General features: G+C 31.0%; 24 protein-coding genes and 1 tRNA gene. 18 read left to right on the top strand and 7 right to left on the bottom strand.

The window, feature by feature from the left end; all coding sequences use genetic code 11:
* Nucleotides 1-45 precede the first annotated feature (45 nt).
* The 6 genes from G6N05_RS11975 to G6N05_RS11950 all read left to right on the top strand — a co-directional run bounded on the left by G6N05_RS11975 (nt 46) and on the right by G6N05_RS11950 (nt 4,147).
* Nucleotides 46-519 (top strand): methylated-DNA--[protein]-cysteine S-methyltransferase, encoded by a 474-nt coding sequence (locus G6N05_RS11975; RefSeq protein WP_166129514.1) that lies wholly within the window; start codon nt 46-48, stop codon nt 517-519.
* Nucleotides 520-703: 184 nt separating this feature from the next.
* On the top strand, nt 704-1,459 hold the full coding sequence (locus G6N05_RS11970; protein ID WP_166129511.1) for a hypothetical protein: 756 nt from the start codon (nt 704-706) through the stop codon (nt 1,457-1,459).
* A 372-nt stretch (nt 1,460-1,831) separates the two neighbouring features.
* Nucleotides 1,832-2,551, top strand: coding sequence for a hypothetical protein (locus G6N05_RS11965; protein ID WP_166129506.1), 720 nt, complete (start codon nt 1,832-1,834; stop codon nt 2,549-2,551).
* A gap of 35 nt (nt 2,552-2,586) precedes the next feature.
* Nucleotides 2,587-2,961: a helix-turn-helix domain-containing protein gene (locus tag G6N05_RS11960; RefSeq protein WP_166129501.1), complete on the top strand. Its 375-nt coding sequence runs from the start codon at nt 2,587-2,589 to the stop codon at nt 2,959-2,961.
* A gap of 9 nt (nt 2,962-2,970) precedes the next feature.
* On the top strand, nt 2,971-3,447 hold the full coding sequence (locus G6N05_RS11955) for a DUF488 domain-containing protein (protein WP_166129497.1): 477 nt from the start codon (nt 2,971-2,973) through the stop codon (nt 3,445-3,447).
* A 34-nt stretch (nt 3,448-3,481) separates the two neighbouring features.
* Complete coding sequence (locus G6N05_RS11950; protein ID WP_166129492.1) at nt 3,482-4,147, top strand: recombinase family protein; 666 nt, start codon at nt 3,482-3,484, stop codon at nt 4,145-4,147.
* A 7-nt stretch (nt 4,148-4,154) separates the two neighbouring features.
* Here the strand turns inward: G6N05_RS11950 and G6N05_RS11945 are convergent, their stop codons facing one another.
* Entirely contained in the window at nt 4,155-4,406 is a 252-nt protein-coding gene (locus G6N05_RS11945) for a helix-turn-helix domain-containing protein (protein WP_166129487.1), read from the bottom strand.
* 91 nt (nt 4,407-4,497) lie between these two features.
* Here G6N05_RS11945 and G6N05_RS11940 point away from each other — a divergent pair, with 91 nt between their 5' ends.
* The 6 genes from G6N05_RS11940 to G6N05_RS15805 all read left to right on the top strand — a co-directional run bounded on the left by G6N05_RS11940 (nt 4,498) and on the right by G6N05_RS15805 (nt 11,219).
* Nucleotides 4,498-4,863 (top strand): hypothetical protein, encoded by a 366-nt coding sequence (locus tag G6N05_RS11940; protein WP_166129484.1) that lies wholly within the window; start codon nt 4,498-4,500, stop codon nt 4,861-4,863.
* 276 nt (nt 4,864-5,139) lie between these two features.
* Entirely contained in the window at nt 5,140-6,150 is a 1,011-nt protein-coding gene (locus G6N05_RS11935; protein ID WP_166129479.1) for an AAA family ATPase, read from the top strand.
* A gap of 3 nt (nt 6,151-6,153) precedes the next feature.
* Entirely contained in the window at nt 6,154-8,607 is a 2,454-nt protein-coding gene (locus G6N05_RS11930) for a S8 family peptidase (RefSeq protein ID WP_166129475.1), read from the top strand.
* A gap of 84 nt (nt 8,608-8,691) precedes the next feature.
* Nucleotides 8,692-9,486 (top strand): hypothetical protein, encoded by a 795-nt coding sequence (locus G6N05_RS11925; RefSeq protein ID WP_166129472.1) that lies wholly within the window; start codon nt 8,692-8,694, stop codon nt 9,484-9,486.
* 4 nt (nt 9,487-9,490) lie between these two features.
* The gene (locus G6N05_RS11920) at nt 9,491-9,655 is read left to right on the top strand and encodes a hypothetical protein (protein WP_166129467.1); all 165 of its coding nucleotides are present in this window, start codon (nt 9,491-9,493) and stop codon (nt 9,653-9,655) included.
* Nucleotides 9,633-11,219, top strand: coding sequence for a recombinase family protein (locus tag G6N05_RS15805; protein ID WP_225875174.1), 1,587 nt, complete (start codon nt 9,633-9,635; stop codon nt 11,217-11,219). Before G6N05_RS11920 ends, G6N05_RS15805 begins: the two co-directional genes overlap by 23 nt.
* On the opposite strand, the gene G6N05_RS11910 is transcribed toward G6N05_RS15805, so the two are convergent.
* Nucleotides 11,173-11,252, bottom strand: a tRNA-Leu gene (locus G6N05_RS11910). The genes G6N05_RS15805 and G6N05_RS11910 overlap by 47 nt on opposite strands.
* Before the next feature lie 194 nt (nt 11,253-11,446).
* On the opposite strand from G6N05_RS11910, the gene G6N05_RS11905 reads away from it, so the two are divergent.
* Together G6N05_RS11905 and G6N05_RS11900 are read left to right on the top strand one after the other, a co-directional pair.
* Nucleotides 11,447-12,388, top strand: a complete 942-nt coding sequence (locus G6N05_RS11905) for a ribose-phosphate pyrophosphokinase (protein WP_091313327.1) — start codon at nt 11,447-11,449, stop codon at nt 12,386-12,388.
* Nucleotides 12,389-12,464: 76 nt separating this feature from the next.
* A complete protein-coding gene (locus tag G6N05_RS11900; protein ID WP_166129464.1) occupies nt 12,465-13,070 on the top strand; it encodes a 50S ribosomal protein L25/general stress protein Ctc in 606 nt (201 codons plus the stop codon).
* A 75-nt stretch (nt 13,071-13,145) separates the two neighbouring features.
* On the opposite strand, the gene G6N05_RS11895 is transcribed toward G6N05_RS11900, so the two are convergent.
* From G6N05_RS11895 to G6N05_RS11875, 5 genes are read right to left on the bottom strand one after another with little or no spacing between them, the layout of a single operon-like run.
* On the bottom strand, nt 13,146-13,922 hold the full coding sequence (locus G6N05_RS11895; protein WP_166129459.1) for an enoyl-CoA hydratase/isomerase family protein: 777 nt from the start codon (nt 13,920-13,922) through the stop codon (nt 13,146-13,148).
* Between the two features lie 3 nt (nt 13,923-13,925).
* Nucleotides 13,926-15,341 (bottom strand): sensor histidine kinase, encoded by a 1,416-nt coding sequence (locus G6N05_RS11890; protein WP_166129704.1) that lies wholly within the window; start codon nt 15,339-15,341, stop codon nt 13,926-13,928.
* 49 nt (nt 15,342-15,390) lie between these two features.
* Nucleotides 15,391-15,936 (bottom strand): CopD family protein, encoded by a 546-nt coding sequence (locus G6N05_RS11885; protein ID WP_166129456.1) that lies wholly within the window; start codon nt 15,934-15,936, stop codon nt 15,391-15,393.
* Nucleotides 15,937-15,974: 38 nt separating this feature from the next.
* The gene (hemH, locus tag G6N05_RS11880; protein WP_166129452.1) at nt 15,975-17,003 is read right to left on the bottom strand and encodes a ferrochelatase; all 1,029 of its coding nucleotides are present in this window, start codon (nt 17,001-17,003) and stop codon (nt 15,975-15,977) included.
* Nucleotides 17,004-17,020: 17 nt separating this feature from the next.
* The gene (locus G6N05_RS11875; RefSeq protein ID WP_166129448.1) at nt 17,021-17,893 is read right to left on the bottom strand and encodes a helix-turn-helix transcriptional regulator; all 873 of its coding nucleotides are present in this window, start codon (nt 17,891-17,893) and stop codon (nt 17,021-17,023) included.
* Between the two features lie 228 nt (nt 17,894-18,121).
* Here G6N05_RS11875 and hemA point away from each other — a divergent pair, with 228 nt between their 5' ends.
* The 4 genes from hemA (at nt 18,122) to G6N05_RS11855 (ending at nt 21,500) form a co-directional block, all read left to right on the top strand.
* A complete protein-coding gene (gene hemA, locus G6N05_RS11870; protein ID WP_166129444.1) occupies nt 18,122-19,381 on the top strand; it encodes a glutamyl-tRNA reductase in 1,260 nt (419 codons plus the stop codon).
* Nucleotides 19,382-19,395: 14 nt separating this feature from the next.
* Nucleotides 19,396-19,803 (top strand): GxxExxY protein, encoded by a 408-nt coding sequence (locus G6N05_RS11865; protein ID WP_166129441.1) that lies wholly within the window; start codon nt 19,396-19,398, stop codon nt 19,801-19,803.
* A gap of 78 nt (nt 19,804-19,881) precedes the next feature.
* Nucleotides 19,882-20,814 (top strand): hydroxymethylbilane synthase, encoded by a 933-nt coding sequence (hemC, locus tag G6N05_RS11860; protein WP_166129436.1) that lies wholly within the window; start codon nt 19,882-19,884, stop codon nt 20,812-20,814.
* Nucleotides 20,814-21,500, top strand: a complete 687-nt coding sequence (locus G6N05_RS11855) for a uroporphyrinogen-III synthase (protein ID WP_166129432.1) — start codon at nt 20,814-20,816, stop codon at nt 21,498-21,500. Before hemC ends, G6N05_RS11855 begins: the two co-directional genes overlap by 1 nt.
* Nucleotides 21,501-21,536 lie beyond the last annotated feature (36 nt).

Raw genomic sequence — 21,536 nt, 5'->3', positions numbered from 1 at the left:
TTTATATATTTAATCCCGATAAGATTTGCTTATCGGGATTTTTTTATGGAAAAAGTTGTAATAAATAGTCCTCTTGGATTTGTGTTAATTGAAGGAAACGAAGACGGAATTTCTAAAATTTCGGTAACTTCAGAGGAAACAATTTTGTCTGAAAGTATTCCAAGTTTATTTCAAGATGTTGTGATGCAATTAAATGAATATTTTGAAGGTAACAGAACGGATTTTCAGTTTAAAATGAATCCAAATGGTACAGATTTTCAAAAGAAAGTTTGGGTAGAATTATTGAAAATTCCTTTTGGAAAAACGGCATCATATCAAGAAGTAACAAATAAATTAGGCGATCCAAAAGCGATCAGAGCTGTAGCAAATGCTAACGGTAAAAACCCACTTTGGATTGTTGTCCCTTGTCATCGAGTTATTGGTTCAGATGGTTCTTTAACGGGTTATGCTGGTGGTTTGTGGAGAAAAAAATGGTTGCTAGAACATGAAAATCCAGTGAAACAACAAAGTTTATTTTAGAAAGTGATAGAAACAAAAAAGCTCAGCAAATGCTGAGCTTTTTTTGTTTTGTACCCTTCACGCAACTAATTACGAACCAAGTATACCTAGATTTTAAGAAATTATATGAGTTAAAGCCATTACTAGAAGAGTCGGGATTGTATCCTGTTATTGTCAATAATAACCAAATACAGTCTCGAATCTAATGAAACCTATCTACACTACTATTCCTGTTAAATTATGTGAATATTCATTGGTAAATCGAATTACTACTCATTTAATGACATTTGCTTATCTTAAACATATTTCAAGCGGACATGTTCGCTTTGATACTTCTTTGTATAAAGTATGGGCTTCGGACATGGACGTAAGTGAAAGAACAGTGAGAAATAGTGTAAATTGGTTAATTAAGAACAAATGGATTACAGTAAATAGCAAGAAAAAATCATTAAGAATTATTAGCTATTTGCAATTATGCAAAAAACTTAACTTATGTCGAAAACTTGCGACAATATTTGAGCCAGAAGACTTTTCAAAATTTCAAAATTTTTGTTGTGCTGTAGTATTTACTTATTACCTAAAAAAGAAAGAATGGTCAGATAAAAAAAGACGATCGGTGTCTATAATGGAAGATACCAGTATGAATCGTAATTTTTATCTTAAAGACTTTAAGACTTTGCCTATAAGATATTTGGCAAAGTGTTTAGGTGTAAGTATTAGTACAGCTAACAATTATAAAAAAAATGGAATACAGGCAAATTTATTAACAGTAAAACGACAAGTTATAACTATGACTGATAAAGAAGGAGTTAAACTTTCTAAAGATTTGATTAGTACTTTTAAATATGAAGATAAAAATATTACAGGAAGACTGCGAACAGGTAAGAAATATTTAAAACGTGTAGAATCCGACCTCATCAAAACTGAAATTATTTTCAAGCGTAAAGTCTACAAACACTAGGAAAAAAGATAAACAGTAATAATGGGAATGAAAGGGAAATTTACAAATATGATAAAACAATAATCTAAACTAAAGAAATCAACAATATTATTAATGAGAGTTAGAAAACAGGTAAATTAAATTGTTAATTATACATCTAACTAATACAATTAGAAATATTTGTTTCATATTCTTTAATGCAGCAAGGATTGATTAGAATTAATAATAGATTAGTATGAAAGTAAAAGTAATTCAGTAGAAGCTTATTCAGTTCAAATAGATGAAATTAATAGATTGAATAAAGTAGTACTGTAGTGATAATATTTTACTCATAAAGCGCTAATAGTCAGTGAATTATTTTGAGTTTAAACTGAATTTCTCTATATTTAATAGATGAAACAAATAATACTGATTAGCTTTAATGAGATTGAAGCTAGGCTAAAAGAAGGTTATACTATTTTTTCAATAACTGGTAAAGTTTATGGAAATTATAGTGAAAAAGAAGAGGTAAAAAGGATAAAGGGACTGAATACATTTAGATACTATTATCACGAACGAGCTAGAGATTATTTAGCTTGTTTTGTTTTGTATAGGAATAACCTTAATCGATTAGGATTTGAAAGAGTTTGGCGTTCGATAATTGAAGCTTCGGATGGAACTGAGAAAATTGCTATTTGCGATAAGAATATTGATTCAGAATTTTGCTACAGATATATTTTTGCAGATTTTTTAATCGAAAATAATATTGGTAATGTAGAATTTGATAAGAATGTGATGTTGAAGCAGAAAGATTTTTGGAAGTATGATGTTTATAAAGTAAGAGGGCATCATAATATAACTTTAGAAACAGTAAAAAATACTTTAGAGTCTTTTGTGTGGCATTTTGCTAAAACAATGCCTAAAACACCTCATTTTTACACTTTACGAAAGGAATTTGATAATCATGAACTTTTTTTATCTATTGTAAAACACATTAGAAATTTTGGAGAGTTAAATATTTACCAAGACCAAATGTATAGGAGGTTAACAATAGGAAAGTTTCAGTATTGGACTATGGCGTGTGACTTAGAAGACGAGGATTGCGACTTGATAAATAAATGCGAATTAAATTAAAATGTTACAAAATGTTACACATAAAAAAGAAGACGATGAGACTAAGTACAAAACAGAAGAAGGACAAGATATTAGAAATATTCACCAGTAGTTTTGGGTTGTCTGTAGATTCAGCTTGTAAGATTGTTGATATATCTAGGAAAACTTTTTACAATTGGCTTAAAGAAGATCAAAAGTTTAAAGAAACCTACGAAGCTCTAGGAGAAAGCATATTAGACTTAGCGGAGGCTTCACTCATAAAACAAATACAAGAAATGAATACTACAGCTACAATTTTCTATTTGAAAACCAAAGGCAAGAAGCGAGGTTACATAGAACAGGAGAATGTGTTACGAGTCAATACTACCTTACAAGAAATGGAAACCAAATCAGATGAAGAGTTAGAAGCAATCTTGAATAGGAAAGTTTAAAATAAATATATGACATTTTGTATTTACACAGTTGGTTATGGAAATAAATCGATTTCCGAATTTATCCAAATATTAAAAGACAATCAAATTCAAGTAGTTGTTGATGTTAGGTCTGTCCCCTTTTCCAGATACAAGTCAGTATTTAATAGAAATGTGCTTGAAAAGCATTTAGCAGATTCTGGAATTGGTTACATGTTTAAAGGAAGCGAACTTGGAGGATTACCAAAATACCCGAACTTACAAACAGATAATTTACCAGACTACGAAAAAACCAGAAAGACCTTGCCTTATCAGCAGGGTCTTTCTGATTTAGAATGTGGTATTGAACTAGGTTACAGGATTGCTATACTATGTACTTGTCTTCATCACAAAGATTGTCACAGAAACAAACTTATTGGAATGGATCTAGCTAGAAGAGGGATAAACGTTTACCATATCAATAAAGTTGGTACAATTGAAGCACAAACTCCATTAGATTTTTTATAACATTTATTAAACCAACCTTTAACAAACGTTACAAATGAAATACATTAGTTACTACAGGGTTTCTACAAAAAAACAAGAACAATCTGGTTTAGGACTAGAGGCACAAAAAACAGCAGTTGAAAAATTTTTGAATCAAAACAATATTTTAATTGCTGAATATCAAGAGGCGGAAAGTGGAAAGGATAATGAACGACCAGAATTGAATAGAGCAATTGAACATTGCAAAAAAGAAAATGCAATATTGCTTATAGCGAAATTAGATAGACTTTCAAGAAATGCAGCCTTTATACTTACTTTGAGAGATTCTAAAATTGAATTTGTTTGTGCAGATATGCCAACAGCTAATTCAGTTACTATTGGTATAATGGCAATTTTGGCACAAGATGAGCGAGAACGAATAAGTCACAGAACAAAAGTTGCTTTAGCAGAGCTAAAAGCAAGAGGTGTAAATCTTGGCTCGCCCCAAAATTTAACCAATGATTCCAGAAAACGAAGCGTTGAAGTAAGAAAAAACAAGGCTTTAGAGAACTATAATAATCGAAAGGCGACCGCAATGATAGTTCTAATGAGAAAAGACGGGAAAAGCCTTTATTTCATTTCAAAACACCTAAACGATAGCGGATTTAAAACTAGAAATGGTAAAGAGTTTAATCAGATGACAGTAAAAAGATTATATGATCGATATATAATTTTGTCTTGAAACAAATTTACTTAATCTTTTCAAATAATTGTGACAGTGATATGTCGAGTGCTGTAGAAATTATAGCCAGAGTAGCGATATTTGGCGTTACTCTACCCTTTTCAATTTTATACAAATATTGTCTATCCTTACCAACCATAGAAGCTAATTCCGTTTGGGTTAAGTTCCTTAATTTTCTGAATATAACAATCTGCTCTCCCACAAGATTTGGGATTTCAATTGATATTTTTTTTCTTTCAGATTCAGATAAACTTTGCATTCGTGCAAGTTCCGAGCAAAAATATTATTTTTTGTAACCTTAAAATACTACAAATTTCATATATTTACATCTTAAACAATTAAAGAATAAAATGAAAAAAATAATTTATATCCTAGCTGGAGTGATTGCTTTAGGTGTAATTGGAAATTTATTGAATCCAAGAAAAAAAGAAGAAGATAAATTAAATAAAGAGGAAAAGAAAAGTACTACTGTCGATATTAAGAAAAAATCTGATATGGAATTAGATGATTCAGATTTTTGGACTTTATATGACCCAATAGTAAAACAAAGAGTTTACAAGTTGATAGAAAAAAAAGACTGTCAGGGATTACAAAAAGAGTTTGATGTAACTGCTGAAAATATGGATAGATTACAAAAAGCAGGAAAAAGTGCTTCAAGAAATATTGAATTAATGGATTTTTTAGAAAACAAAATGAAGGAGTTTGATTGCCATTAATTTATGATTGCAAATATTTTGGTATATTCCAAATATATTATGCAAAACTAGCCTTGTGCATAGTACTAGTTTTCTCAAAATAAATTATGATTGTGAAGTAATAGAAATTGTCGATTTCTGTAGTATCTATATTTTGTAGTTAAGCAAAATTCAATTTAGCCTAGTCAAATATGATTAGGCTTTTCTTTTTAAGCAATTATGAGTGCAAAACCAATGATTTTTTTAATTTTATTTGTATTTTTGCTTTTTTAGGTAAATTATTTTCATTCATCAAAAATGAACCAAACACTATTAACAAGATTGTTTAAATCTATCGAAGGCGATAAAAATGAGCCTTTGGTAAGGATTGCTTATTCAATTATTGATGATGAAAGAAAAAAGGGGCATACAAAATTAGCAGATAGACTTGACACTATCTTAGAAGGTAATCTAGCTAAAGCTCCAGACTCAGAAAGTAAGCCTACATTAAAGCTTACAAAAAATAGCGATGATGTTTTTTCTATTCCTGCAGATAGACGATATAAATTGCCACTTGCAACACATATTGAAAGTGATTTTTTAAGACACAATATGGTTCTTGCTTCAGCGGTTGAAGAAAAAATATTGCGAATTGAAAAAGAGTATATTGCAAGAGAAAGACTGGCACATCACGGATTAAGACCTCGCCAAAAAATACTTCTTTATGGTAGTTCTGGTTGTGGTAAAAGTATGACTGCTGAAAGAATTGCTTGGGATTTAGGGTTGCCTTTTTATAAAGTACGTTTTGATACGATAATTTCTTCATATCTTGGAGAATCAGCATCGAACTTAAATAAATTATTTGAGAGCCTAGAAAAGTACCCATGCGTTTTACTTTTAGATGAGTTCGATATTATAGGAAAACAGCGTGACCTAAAATCAAATGATGTTGGAGAAATTCACAGAATAGTAAATATTGTTTTAGGTTTATTAGAAGAGTATAGCGGGCAAGGGATACTAATTGCTACAACTAATTTAGAAGGCAGTTTAGACAAAGCATTATTTAGAAGATTTGATGAAATAATTGAGCTTCCAAAACCTAATGAAACTGAAATTGTAGACTTACTTAAAGTAACATTTTCTGCTTTAAATCTAAACAAAAAGATTAAACTTGAAAAGTACGCAAAGGCAGTGCTAGGCTTATCTTATGCTTTAGTTGTAAAGATTGCAAACGATGCCGCAAAAAAATCAATTATAAATTCTCACAATGAAATTTCTGCTGAAGATTTGGACAAAGCAATTGAAGAAAATTTAGCTTTTAACAAATAATTTATGGAGAGATTTCCGCATTTAAAATTTCTTCAAAAAGTTACAGGAAAACCTCGTTTACATGGTGGAGGAAATCCAAATCCTCGTTCAACAGATAATAAAAACAACAAACAAGGACATTTCGGTTATCTATCAAGTCAAACAAATCAAATAAAGACAAGCTGGCAAAGCGAAATTGATAGAAGAGCTGAACTTGATTTAGCTCCTTTAGATAAAGATATTATCCCAATTTTCTTGAAAATAAATCCTGATATTATCACTTATGAATTTGATTTAAAACAATTTGGAATTGAAGTGATTTCTGAGGAAGATGAGGGATATATTATTGGAGCATCTTTAGATGCTTTTACTTCACTTGATGAAAAAATAAGAAGGTTTTTAAATGAAGAACATGGTGGAGCAAAAATTGCAGACTTTTGGGAAATTATTGATGGAAATCAATGGAAGCCAGAATACATTCTTTCTGATTATTTAAAAACTACTTGGAGAGAGATTGTAGATGATAGGGTATATAGATTGGAAGTAGGTATAGCTTTTGATAAGCCACTAGGAAATGCACCAAATCCTGATAGTAGGTATTATGAAAGATATTTAGAAAGATATAATCAAAAATTAAGAGAAAGGGATGATCGCTTTTTAGAGCGACAAGATGAATTTGAAGCTTTTATAAGTCATTATGGTAATTTAACAAGCGGAATTATTAGCCTTGATGATAGTTTTTGTTGTGAAATTGAAATCACAGGAAAAGGATTTAAGGATTTAGTATATAATTACCCTTTTGTATTTGAGGTTTCAGAAACAGACGAAATAACAGGTGTTGATTGTGAAGCAGACGAAGTTGGAACAGTTGAAATAGAAATTATTGCTCCTGATGATGATTCTCCAGAAGTTGCAATAATAGATAGCGGTGTTATGGAAGGACACAAATATATAGCTCCAGCTATTATTTCAGCAAATTCTAAGTCTTATATTCATGGAGATACCTCAACTGCTGATCAAGTTGGAAATGGAGGACATGGGACAAGAGTTGCTGGTGCTATTTTATACCCATACGGAATATCTAATATAGAAGACCCATACCAACTACCTTGTTTTGTTAGAAATTTAAGAGTATTAGACAATAACAATAAACTTACACATAAATTACCAGCCGAGTTAATGACTCAAATTGTTGAAGATAATCCAGATTGTAAAATTTTCAATCTCTCTATAAATTCAAATGCTCCTTCAAGATTAAAACATATGTCGTCTTGGGCAGCTACAATTGATACACTTATAAATCAGAACAAAATACTTTTTTTAATTTCAGCAGGAAATTTGTCAAGAGATGTTATACGCAGATATATTAGCGGAGGAAATAATTATCCAGATTATTTAGATGAACAAAATTGTAGAATTGCTAATCCTGCTCAGAGTAGTTTTGCAATTACAGTTGGTTCAGTAAATCACAATGCTTTTGATGATGCCAATTTTGAATCTTTAGGATTAGAAGACGAAATTTCTGCATTCTCAAGAATAGGGACAGGTATTTGGGGAATGATTAAACCAGACGTAGTTGAATACGGTGGAGGACTCGCACTTTCTAAAACTGGAAATATCGTTTCTATTAAAGAAGAACTTGCTCCCGAATTAATTCGTTCAACCACTCATGGTGGCTCAGCAATAGGGAATGATATTGTAGGGACATCATTTGCTACACCAAAAGTTTCATACATAGTTGCTCAATTACTAAAACTATATCCAGAAGAAGATGTGAATTTATTTCGTGCTTTAGTGGTTCAAGGTGCAAGATTACCGAATACTTTTTTTGAAAATCCAACTGTAAAAAGTATAAAGAGTTTTGGCTATGGAATACCTTCTTTGGAAAGAGTAACAAAAAACACGCATCAAAGAGCGACATTCTATAATACAGGTACTATAAGAGCAGAAGAAGGACATATCTACTCATTAAACATTCCAGAATTTTTAAGGTCTCCTGCGGAAGAATATGATATTTTAATTGAAGTCACATTATCATATACTGCAAAAGTTAGACGAACAAGACAGAAGACAAAATCTTATTTATCTTCTTGGCTTGACTGGACAAGTTCAAAAGTTGGAGAGCCTTTTGCGGATTTTAAAGATTATGTACTTAAAGAAATTGAAGATGAAACAACAGCTTATGATAAAGATTTAAGAAATGGAATGACTGGTTGGAATTGGAAAATTAAAAGCAGCACAGCAGGAGTTGTAAATGGTATTAGTAGAACTAATAGTACGGTTCAAAAGGATTGGACAATTATAAAATCTCACGACTTACCTTCAGATTTAAGTTTCGCTGTAAGAGGTCATAAAGGCTGGGACAAGTCAAACGGAGAAATTCCGTATTCGTTAGCTGTCTCTATCGAAATATTAAATTCTAATTTAGAAATTTACGAATCAATTAAGATAGAAAACGAAATTGAAATTGAAACCTAATTTTACATTAAACGTATTTTTTAAAATTCATTTGTTACATTAATGTAATATTTTTATATTTGCATAAATATAATCAAGATATTTATGATAGATATAGAAAAAAACAAGAAACTTCAAGACAAGTTAAACCAACATGTTTTAGAAGAAATATTTTCAGAACTACCCGATACATTTATTCATTTTCTTAATTCAGCAAGTGTTAATTTAAGTATGCACAAAGAAAAATCTGGAAGAAAAAATGAAATATCAGCTAGAGTTTTAAATAATTGGATTAGTCAAGAAGTTATTGGGGTTTCTCCAGATGACAAAGGTAAAGTCAAGAGGTTTGACAAGCTTGAAAGTATTTGGTTAAACATCGTTGTTGAAGCCAGAAAATTTGGTATATCACTAGACTTCTTAAAACAAACACGTAAAGAATTATTCGACTCTCCAATAAAAAACTTTTCATTAATAAAATTTCATGTTTTAGATTCTATTTTAAGAACTCCAAAAATCTTACTGATATTAGAGAATGGCTATACAAAAATATTGTCATACGAAGTCTATAATAAATGGATAAGTAATAAGATGTTACCAACGCATATTAGTTTTGACTTATTAGATTTTATTATACCAGAATTTGAAAATAATAACTTTTCAAGTAATTTCGGAATTAAAGAACCTTATGAAAACATAGAAAAATTAAAGTTACTCTTTTACCTAAAAACAGGCGAGTTTAAATGTATCAAGATTTTTGTTAATGAATTTGATGTGAGATATATAGAGAACTCAAAAAACCTAATTGAAAACGCTGACTTAACAAATGTAATATCTAATTGGGGATTTTATAAAGCAGAAGTAGTAGTAAATGAAGAAGTTTCAGTAATGATTAAATCTTAAAGCTATGATTCCTGTTGAAGAATGTAAAAAGATACTGCTTGATAATGGAGAATCTTTTACTGATGAAGAAGTTAAATTAATTAGGGAGTTGCTTTATAAAGCAGCTAAAATCTCTGTAGAAGTAAACTCTTCTAAAAAATTAAATAATGGAAAAGGAGAAAAAATTTAAAACAGCAATAGGGTATTTGCGAGTTAGTAGTTTAGGACAACAAAATCAAGGAACTTCACTTGAAAGTCAAAAGGAAAGTATTAGAAACTTCTGTTTAAATAAAGGTATAATTCTATTGAATACTTTTGTAGAAACATATTCTGGAAAGGATTTTGAAAGACCAGAATTTAATAAAACCTATAATTTTCTACTTGAAAACAAAGGAGAAATAGATCTGTTTTTAACTATGAAAATAGATAGGTTTACAAGAGACACACATACAGGTTTAGCAACTTATGATAAGATTACTAATCTTGGTGTTGAAGTTAATTATGTTGATGATTGGATTGCGGATAGTGGATCAGCTCAGTCAAGAATGATAATGACTGTGAAAATGACTTTTGCTGAATTTGAACGAAACACCATAATAGAACGAACTCGTCTTGGGGAAAGAACAGCAATGAAAGCAGGAAGATATATTAAAACTCCTCCGAGTGGTTACAGTCGAGCAGTACTTTCTAACGGAAAAAAAGGAATTGAGCCAAATGGAAAAGCTGAATTAATAAAGAACTTATTTGAGGATTATTCAACTGGCATTTATAGTCAAGATGAATTGCTTAAAAAATATACACTTAAAGGATTAAGCCTATCTAAAAGCTCAATTAGCAGAACTTTAGAGAACATACTTTATACAGGATACATAGATTTAAAAAAGCACAACATTCCGCCATATAATTTAGTTAAAGGACTTCATGAACCAATAATATCTGAAGAACTTTTTAATAAAGTTCAAGATGTTAAAAATGGTAAGAACAATAAAACACAAAAAATACGTCAGAAAAACCCCGAATTTCCTTTAAATACTTTTTTGCATTGTTCTAATTGTGGTAGCCCTATGAGGGGGAGTGCTAGTAATAATGGAAAAAACAAAACGAAACAATATTTATTTTACAGATGTGCAAATAATTGTGGAGAAGCTTACAAACCAGAATTAGTGCATTCAGTTTTTTATAAAACTATTTCAGAAATAAAACCTTCAGCAGGTGTTATAGAGTTGTTTAAAACAATTTTAATTGATGAATATGAAAATTATACTAATCAAAGAATGGTTACTTATAAATCAATTGAAAGTAAAATTGACGATTTTAAAAAACAACAGATGACTTTAACTGATAAATATATTAATGGAAAAATAGATGATGAAATATATGATAGTTTTATACAAAAATTGAAACAAGAAATCTTTCACTTACAAACTGAAAAAGAAAACTATGAAAGTATAAATAGCGACTTAAATAAATTTATATCATTTGGATTGACCTTCGTTACTAATATAGATATGTTTTACAAAAATGCTTCAATTGAAATAAAAACTAAGCTACTGGGTTCGTACTTTAATGACAAATTATTTTTTTCAAAAAATAAATTCCGAACCCTTCCATTTAATGAAGCAATATTGCTTATCACTAAATTTAACAAGGGCTTAGAAGGTTTAAAAAAAGAAAAAGGAGAACTTTTTTCAAAGTTCTCCCATTCAGTACCCGGAGTGGGAATCGAACCCACACTCCAAGGAACACGAGTTTGAGTCGTGCGCGTCTACCAATTCCGCCATCCGGGCATTGAAAAGTTTTTTAAAGTTAAAACGGATTGTTTTTCACTTCATTACTTTTTTAGAGTGTGCAAATATAAGTAAAGTTTCTAATTTCATTATAAAAATACTTAAAAATTTACTTTCAGAGTCCGATTTTATTTTTACCTTTGCACCCGATTAAGCATGCTCAGGACTAACTAACTACATAACAACAAATTAAAATGTCATACAACGAGCCCGAAGCAAAAATATTTGCCTGTTCGCAAAGTGTGTATCTAGCGGAAGAAATTGCCAGTAAATATGGTGTGCCGCTAGGTAAAGTAACATTCTCTAAATACAGTGATGGTGAATTTCAACCGTCATTTGAAGAATCTATCAGAGGTCTTCGTGTGTTTTTAGTGTGTTCCACTTTTCCAAGCGCAGATAATTTAATGGAATTGTTATTAATGATTGATGCTGCAAAAAGAGCGTCAGCCAGACACATAACAGCGGTCATCCCTTATTTTGGATGGGCAAGACAAGACAGAAAAGACAAACCAAGAGTACCGATTGGTGCAAAATTGGTGGCTAAATTATTAGAAACAGCAGGAGCGACTCGAATTATGACCATGGATTTACATGCAGATCAAATTCAAGGATTCTTTGAAAAACCAGTAGATCACTTGTTTGCTTCAACTATCTTTTTACCTTATGTGAAAAGTTTAGGTTTAGAAAACTTGACTATTGCATCACCTGACATGGGTGGTTCTAAAAGAGCTTATGCGTATTCTAAATTTTTAGAATCTGATGTAGTAATTTGCTACAAACAAAGAAAAATGGCCAATGTAATCGATACAATGGAATTGATTGGAGAGGTTAAAGGTCGTCATGTGATTTTAGTAGATGACATGATTGATACTGGAGGTACATTAGCTAAAGCCGCTGATGTAATGATTGAAAAAGGCGCTTTGAGTGTAAGAGCAATTTGTACGCACCCTATTTTATCTGGTGAAGCGTATGAAAAAATTGAAAACTCAAAATTAGAAGAGTTAATTGTTACGGATTCTATTCCTTTAAGAAGAGAATCTAAAAAGATAAAAGTTGTAAGTTGTGCCCCATTATTTGCAGAAGTAATGCACATGGTACAAAACAACAATTCCATTAGTGGAAAGTTTTTAATGTAAAGTTAGTCGGTTTGAAGATGTTCATTCCTTTAAACTACTAACCAATTTATTTTTTATTAATTTTAATTTATTTCAAATGAAATCAATTACGATCAAAGGATCAGAAAGAGAAAGCGTAGGTAAAGTTGCAACTAAAGCCTTACGTAATGCTGGAATGGTACCATGCGTTATTTACGGAGGGGAAAATCCAGTACATTTTAGTGCTGAAGAAAGAGCATTTAAAGGTTTAGTTTACACTCCAGAAGCGCACACTGTAGTAATTGAATTAGAAGGTGGAAAGAAATTTGACGGTATCTTACAAGATATCCAATTTCACCCAGTTTCTGACAAAATTTTACACGTAGATTTCTATCAATTAGAAGCTACAAAAGAAATTACAATGGAAGTACCTGTTAAAGTTACTGGAACATCTCCAGGAGTTTTATTAGGAGGGGTTTTACGTTTAAACCAACGTAAATTAAAAGTGAGAGCTTTACCTGCTAACTTACCAGATTCTATTGAAGCAAACATTTCTGAATTAGAAATGGGTAACAAATTATATGTTACTAAATTAGGTGCACCAGAATACAAAATTTTACACCCAGACAACACTGTTGTTTGTCAAGTAAGAATTTCTCGTGCTGCAATGAAAGCTGCTCAAGAAGCTGCAAAAGCAGAAAAAGGAGCAAAAAAGAAAAAATAATTCAATTTTCTTCTATACAAAAATCCCGAGCATTGCTCGGGATTTTTTTGTTATAATAAGTTTGTTTTCGAAAGGTTATTTACCAGTAAAAATCGCTTTTCTTTTTTCTAAAAAGGCAGTTGTTCCTTCTTTAAAATCTTCTGTTCCGAAAGAAGCACCAAAGTTTTTAATCTCCGTTTGAAAACCGTTCACGCCATCTTCATAGTTAGCATTGATTGATTCAATTGCTTTGGCAATAGCTACACTCGAGTTGTTGCTAATTTTTGTACCAATTGATTTCGCTAAATCTAATAATTCTTCTTGAGGAACCACATGATTTACTAAACCGTACGATTTTGCTGTTTCTGCATCAATCATGTTAGCCGTCATGATTAATTCCATCGCTCTTCCTTTTCCTATTAATTGCGCTAAACGTTGTGTTCCACCATAACCAGGAATTACGCCTAAAGTTACTTCTGGTAAGCCCATTTTCGCATTAGTTGAAGCAATTCTGAAATGACAACTCATCGCTAATTCTAATCCACCACCTAAAGCAAATCCGTTTACAGCTGCAATAACTGGTGTTTGTAAATTCTGTACAAAATCAAATAATAATTCTTGACCTTTTGCCGCTAATTGTTCTCCTTCTGAAACAGAAAAATGAGCAAATTCTGAAATATCTGCACCAGCAACAAATGCTTTCTCTCCACTTCCAGTTAAAATAATAACTTTTGTTTCACTGTCGTTATTTAAATCATTAAAAGCGGTGTGTAATTCTTCAATTGTAGCTTTGTTTAAAGCGTTTAATTTTGTAGGCCTGTTGATAGTAACAATCGCTAAACTGTCTTGTTTTTCAATTAAAATATTTTCCATTTTTTAGTTTTTTATAGGTAATGTTGCTGTAAATGTTGTTCCTTTTCCTTCTTCAGAAACAAAAGTAATGGTTCCTTTATAATTTTCAATAATATTTTTAATAATGGCTAATCCTAATCCCATTCCAGAATTTTTTGTAGTGAATTTTGGCTCAAAAATATGTGCTGCATTTTCTGTTGAAATCCCAATTCCGTTATCGGAAACTTTTAAAATGAATTGATTTTCGGTTTTTAAAAGCTCCACAATTACCGATTTTATTTCTTGATTTTCTGGTATTGCTTGAACGGCATTTTTGACTAAATTGGTAACTATTCGAGTCAATTGTGCGCTGTCGAAAAGTGTGAAAATTTCTTTTTCTGTAGTTTGGAAACGAATGTACTCTTCATCAAATATTTCCAAAGCCATTTTGCTTATTTGAACAATATTCAACAGTTCATTTTGTTGCCCTGGCATATTAGCAAAGTTCGAAAAAGCACTCGCCACAGTAGTCATCGTATCAATTTGATGAATTAATGTTTCCGAATAATCGTTCAATTTTTGATTGATATTTGGATCGTTCACATCAAATTTTCTTTGGAAACTTTGAATGGTCAATCGCATAGGTGTTAACGGGTTTTTTATCTCGTGTGCGACTTGTTTTGCCATTTCGCGCCAAGCGTGTTCTCGTTCACTTTGAGCTAGTTTTTGCGCACTTTCTTCTAACGTATCAACCATATTGTTGTACGATAAAATTAGCCCGTTAATTTCTTGATTTCCGGGTTGAAGTGTCAATTTCTGATTGCGTTCATTTAATTGTGTGACTCCTATTTTTTCGGAAATTTGAGAAATTGATTTCGTAATGTTACTAGATAATAAGTACGATAGTAATATCGAAATAATAAACATTATGATATATACTTGTGCATATCTGGTTAAGAAATTTCGCGCTTCTTCATTATAGAAATCGCTGTTTTCTTCGTAAGGAATATTTAAAATCGCTAAATTTTTAAACTTAATATCTTTAATGTAACTGAAAGATGATTTCAAATAAGTATCGTTTTCTTTAGATTTTGTAATAACGATTCTTTTCTCAGAAGAATTTCTTAAATCTTTGAGAATATTTGCTTCTATATTCGGTATTTTTTTATCAATTTTAAAAGCCGATTTTGAAGACAAAAGTAATTTACCGTTTAAATCGAAAAAATTAATTTCTAAACTGTGAATGTCAGCTAATTCGTGAATTCTATCTTTAAAAATATAGCGAACATTCTTTGTTAAAAGCGGATAACTTGTCGTTTTTAGAATGTATTCAATATGTTCTTTTATGGCACTTTCTTTTCTAGACAAACGTTCTTCGTGGTATTCTTTAGCTTCGTATCGGAAGTGAATTAAAGAAACTATCGTTATCAATATCGTTGAAAATGTCGTTAAAAACAACATCGACAAAAATATTCTTCGTCTTAAGGATAGCGTATTTATTTTGAAAAATTTATTCACTTTTTTTAGTTCTAATTCTTTTATAGAATTTAAAGCCAAGCATTATTAAGACCGAAAAAAGAATAATTCCGACAACGCCATAAATCCAATTGATTGCATTTTTTAAAATTACTAAAAAAACAACCGCAAACAAAATGATTGTCGCGCCTTCGTTCCATAAACGCATGAAATTTGAGGTGTAATTGACTTTGTTGTTTTGTAATTCGGTATAAATTTTATGACATTTAAAATGATATAGGAACAATAAAAACACAAAACCCAGTTTCACTTGCATCCAAGGCATTTCTAAAAAAGCAGGATTTAAATGCAATAAAGAAAGTGCAAATATCGTAGCTAAAACCGCACTTGGCCAAGTAATAATATACCACAAACGATACGTCATTATTTTGTACTGCTTTTGTAAAATTTCTTTTTCTGGCGAAGGCATTTCGTTCGCTTCAATTTGATACACAAACAAGCGAACAATGTAAAATAAACCTGCAAACCATGTGATTACAAAGATTAAATGCAAGGATTTTAGATAATTGTAATATTCCATTTTTCTATTTCAAGTTGATTTTTTTTACTTGATTCTTTTTACTTTTTACTTGGCTCTTCTTTAAACTCTTCAATCCAATTGGCAACTACACCACACCATTCGTCTTCGTCATTCATACAAGGAATCGCTAAAAATTCTTCACCACCATGGTGTATAAATTGTTCGTTAGCTTCCATAGCAATTTCTTCTAACGTTTCTAAACAATCTGCTACGAAAGCTGGCGTTACAACTGCTAATTTCTTAATTCCTTTTTCTGGCATTTTGTTAATTTCAACATCTGTATAAGGTGTTAGCCATTTGTCGCCTGCTAAACGTGATTGAAACGTTTGGCTGTATTTTCCTTCTGGAATGCCTAATAATTTCACGACTTGTTTCGTAGTTTCATAACATTGATGACGGTAGCAAAATTCGTGTGCTGGCGATGGCGTATTACAACATGAACCATCAATCGTACAATGTGATTTTGTGATATCTGTTTTACGAATATGACGTTTCGGAATTCCGTGATACGAAAACAATAAATGATCGTAGTCAAAACCTTCCAAATGTTTTTTCATGGAATTTGCCAATGCTTCAATATATCCTGGTTTGTTGTAAAAAGCAGGAACATTCGTAAATTTCATATTTGGAAAATGCTTGGCGCGAAGTTCTTCAGCTAAAACTAAAATTGTTGTAGTAGAAGCCATGGCGTGTTGCGGATATAAAGGGAAAAGCATTACATCAGTTACACCTTTGTCGTGTAATTCTTGTAAGCCTTTTAAAATAGTCATCGTTCCATAACGCATAGATAAAGCTACAGGAATATCAACTAAACCTTTTACTTTTTCGTGCATTCTTTTTGATAATACAATTAAAGGTGAACCTTCGCTTGTCCAAATTCTGGCATACGCTTCGGCAGATTTTTTAGGTCTGGTTTGTAAAATAATTCCTCTCACTAATAAAGCACGCAATAAAAACGGAACGTCAATTACATATTTATCCATTAAAAATTCATCTAAATACGGCTTAACATCTTTTGCGGTTGGACTTTCTGGCGAACCAAGATTTACTAATAAAACTCCTTTCATAATATATTTTTATGCTTTTATAAATTAACGTTTAAATTCAATAAGTATTTTTTTGGTGTAGTACCAAATTTCTTTTTAAAGGCTGCGATAAAATGACTTGAAGTGCTGTAACCAATTTTTAAACCTACTTCATTCACATTGTATGAGCCAGATTCTAATAGTTTTCGAGCAAATTCCATTTTATAATCGAATAGAAAATTAAAAACGGTATCGCCATAAATTTCTTTAAATCCTGCCTTTAGTTTTTTCATCGAAATACCAACTTCATCAGCTAATTCTTGTAAACCAGGTGGTTCAGCCATGTTTTTGATGATAATTTCTTTTGCTTTTTTAATTTTTAACACATTTTCTTCGTCAGATAAAAACGGACAATGTTCTGCGTTTGGATCTTCATTCGTATTGAAAAACAAACTTAATAATTCGTAACTTTTACCTTTTAAATACAAAGTTTTAATGGACGAATTCTGGTTGTAATGAAATATTTGATTCAATACTATCGCCATTGATGGACTAATGCTTTCTTCGGTATAATATTTTTTCTCTAAATTGTCTTTACTCAAAAAAGGAATCATTTCCGTATCAGATGAAAACAAAGTGTGAAATTTTTTAATCGAAATCAAAATAGAAATAATCCAACTTTTCGGAGCAACTTCTAAATGAAGAGGTAATTCCTTTTGTGGATTGTATAATAAAAGTGCTTTTTCTTCATTTAAATCTAAAGTATACGAATTGTTGTTGAAAATAAATTTCCCTTTTCCTTTTACATTAAAATGAAACTGAATTAAACCGCTACCTACTTGTTTTTCAAGTGTTTCGGTGTTCTCAGAGTCATTTTGAAAACGGAGTAAGGTGAAATCATCGTCAATTTTAATTTCTTCAAATGAACTCATAGCGTTATTTTTTTATGATTTGTTTAATTAAAAACAGCTTTCTTATTTATAATTATTCTAAACAAACAACTTGTATGGTGTTGAATTTGTTACAAAGTTAATAGTTTATACCAAAAAAAGTACAATTTAATCAAAAAAAACTATTTACGATATAAAAAGTACTTTTAGCGTTGTTTTTATAAACTTGGAAACAATAATTTTGTACATCTTTAAGAGATAACCCAATTTATGGACAATCATTCACCTGCAAAACAAAATACTTTCTACGCTATCGGTTTGAGCTACAAAAAAGCTGATGCCGAAATTAGAGGTAAGTTTAGTTTAGACGACAAAGCAAAAGCCAATTTATTGGAACAAGCCAAAACGAATGGTGTGGAGAGCTTATTAGTTACTTCTACGTGTAACCGCACCGAAATTTACGGTTTTGCACAACATCCTTTTCAATTGATTCATTTGCTTTGTGAAAACAGCTTAGGAACTGTTGAAGAATTTCAAAAATTCGCTTACGTTTACAAACAAAAAGAAGCTTTAAATCATATGTTTCGTGTTGGAACAGGTTTAGATAGCCAGATTTTAGGCGATTTTGAAATTATTGCCCAATTGAAAAATGCTTTTGTAGAAAGTAAAAAACTTAATTTAGCCAATGCTTATTTAGAGCGTTTGGTGAATTCAGTAATTCAAGCGAGTAAAAAAGTGAAAAACGAAACCGAAATTTCAAGCGGAGCAACATCTGTTTCTTTCGCAGCGGTTCAATATATTTTTAAGAATGTAGAAGACATTTCTAACAAAAACATCTTGCTTTTCGGAACAGGAAAAATTGGAAGAAATACCTGTGAAAATCTAGTCAAACATTCGAAACACGATCAAATTACATTAATCAACAGAACAAAAGATAAGGCAGAAAAATTAGCTAAAAAATTAAATCTTCTTGTTAAAGATTATTCGGATTTACAAATCGAATTGCAAAAAGCTGATGTTGTGGTTGTCGCAACTGGCGCTCAAAATCCAACCGTTGATCTAGATATTTTAAATTTAAAAAAACCTTTATTGATTTTAGATTTATCTATTCCGAAAAATGTCAACGAAAACGTAAAACAAAACCCTTTCGTAACTTTAATTCATATGGATCATTTGTCGCAAATGACAGATGAAACTTTAGAAAACAGAAAACAACATATTCCCGCTGCTGAAAATATCATTACAGAAATTCTAACTGAATTTTTAACATGGTCTAAAGGCAGAAAATACGCACCAACTATTCATGCTTTAAAAGCGAAATTAAACGCAATTAAAGAATCGGAAATCAATCACTTGAAAAAGAAAAACGCCGATTTTAATGAAGAATATGCTGAAATTATTACCGCAAAATTAATTCAAAAAATAACCAGTCATTTTGCCAATCATTTAAAAGATGATAATACCGTTGTGGAAGAAAGTGTGGAATGGATTAACAAGGTTTTTCAAATTGATAACTTAACCATTAAGTAATTAAGGAAGTTAAGATGACAAAAAAAGAGGTAACTGATTTATCATACAAAATTGTTGGTTTAGCTATTAAAGTACATAAAGCACTTGGTCCAGGACTTTTAGAAAGTATTTATGAAAAATGTTTTAAATATGAGTTGGAGAAAAATGGTTATGACGTTAAACAACAAGTAATAGTTAATTTAGAATATGATGATTTAGTTTTTGATTCTAACTTAAAAGTTGATTTATTAGTAAATGATTGTATAGTTATTGAATTAAAATCTGTTGATAGACTAATGCCAATTCACGAAGCACAACTATTAACTTATATGAAAATATTAAAAAAGCCTCAAGGGTTGCTTATTAATTTCAATACAATAAAAATTACAAGTGAATTAATACCTTTGGTAAATGATTTTTTTAAAAAATTAGATGAAGAATAATTCTTAATTTTAACAAACTTAAAAATCTTAATTCCTTAATGGTGAGAAAAAATTAAATTGAAACTTGAAACCTGAAACTTGAAACAAAAAATTATTAGAATAGGAACTCGCGATAGCGAATTAGCACTTTGGCAAGCCAAAACAGTTGAAAAACAGTTAAACGATTTAGGGTATAAAACCGAAATTACTGCCGTAAAATCGGAAGGCGATATTGTTTTAGACAAACCTTTATACGAATTAGGAATCACCGGAATTTTTACGAAGACTTTAGATATTGCAATGATTCAAGGCAAAATTGACATTGCTGTGCATTCCATGAAAGATGTACCTACGCAATTGCCAAACGGAATTATTCAAGGTGCAGTTTTAGAAAGAGCTTCCACGTTAGATATTTTAGTGCATAAAGGAAATTTAGATTTTCTAACGCAAGAAAATAGCATAATTGCCAGCAGTAGTTTACGAAGAAAAGCAAGCTGGTTACACAAATACCCAACGCATGCTGTAGAAGATATTCGCGGAAACGTAAATACACGCTTACAAAAAGTAGCCGATTCTGAAACTTGGAGTGGCGCCATTTTTGCCGAAGCAGGTTTAGAACGCATTAACGTAAAACCTTCCACTTTTATTCCATTAGATTGGATGATTCCAGCGCCAGCTCAAGGTGCGATGTTGGTAGTTTGTAATGCAGAAGATTTATTTTCTTTAGATGCCGTTTCGCAATTAAATCATGTTGAAACAGAAATTTGTACTTATATTGAACGTCAATTTTTAAGAACGTTAGAAGGTGGTTGTACCGCGCCAATTGGAGCAATAGCTACTTATAACGAGAAAGAAGATGTAATTGATTTTACAGGTGTCTTATTTTCAATTGATGGAAAACAAAAACTAGAAGTCAAAAAAACAGTAGAAGTTTCCGAATGGAAAAAACTAGGATTCCATTGTGCTCAAGAAATTTTAGCCAATGGCGGAACAGCAGTAATGACTGAAATTAAAGAAAAACTAAAGAAATAATGTCTGATAAAACCACAATACTTTCAACCAAAACACTTTCTACAATTCAAAAACAAGTATTGTTAGACGAAGCTATTCAAGTCATTGAAGCCGATTTCATTAAAACAGAAAACGCTTCTTTCGAAATTAAAAACCTGAACAAAAATTTGATTTTTACGAGTCAAAATGCGGTTTTAAGTATTTTACAACATCCAACAATCGAACAATTAAAACAAAAAACGGTTTTTTGTGTGGGATTAAAAACGAAAGAATTACTAAACGAAAACGGTTTTACAGTTGAAGCGTACACAGGTTACGCGGAAGATTTAGCCGAAATTATTACGTTGGTGTATTCAGATGAAAGTTTTACTTTTTTTAGCGGAAATCTTCGAAGAGATACTTTGCCAGAAATGTTAACAGAAAACGGAATTAGTTTCAATGAAATTAAGGTCTACGATACGACTTTAACACCACATAAAATCTCAGAAAAAGTAGATGGAATTCTGTTTTTCAGTCCATCAGCCGTAACAAGTTATTTGAAAAAGAACACGCTTGCCAACGAAAAATTATTTTGCATCGGAAATACAACTGCTGATGCTTTAAGAGCGGTGTTGTCTGAAACTAAAATTAAAAACATCAAAACGGCGTACCAACCAAGTGTTGAAAACGTGATTGAACAAGTTATAGAATATTATAAAGCCCCCTAACCCCCAAAGGGGGAATTCGGAAAGCTTAAAAAAAAT

Origin of the sequence: Flavobacterium bernardetii (genome assembly GCF_011305415.1) — a bacterium.
Classification (GTDB): domain Bacteria; phylum Bacteroidota; class Bacteroidia; order Flavobacteriales; family Flavobacteriaceae; genus Flavobacterium; species Flavobacterium bernardetii.
This window is presented reverse-complemented; position numbering and strand designations above follow the sequence as displayed.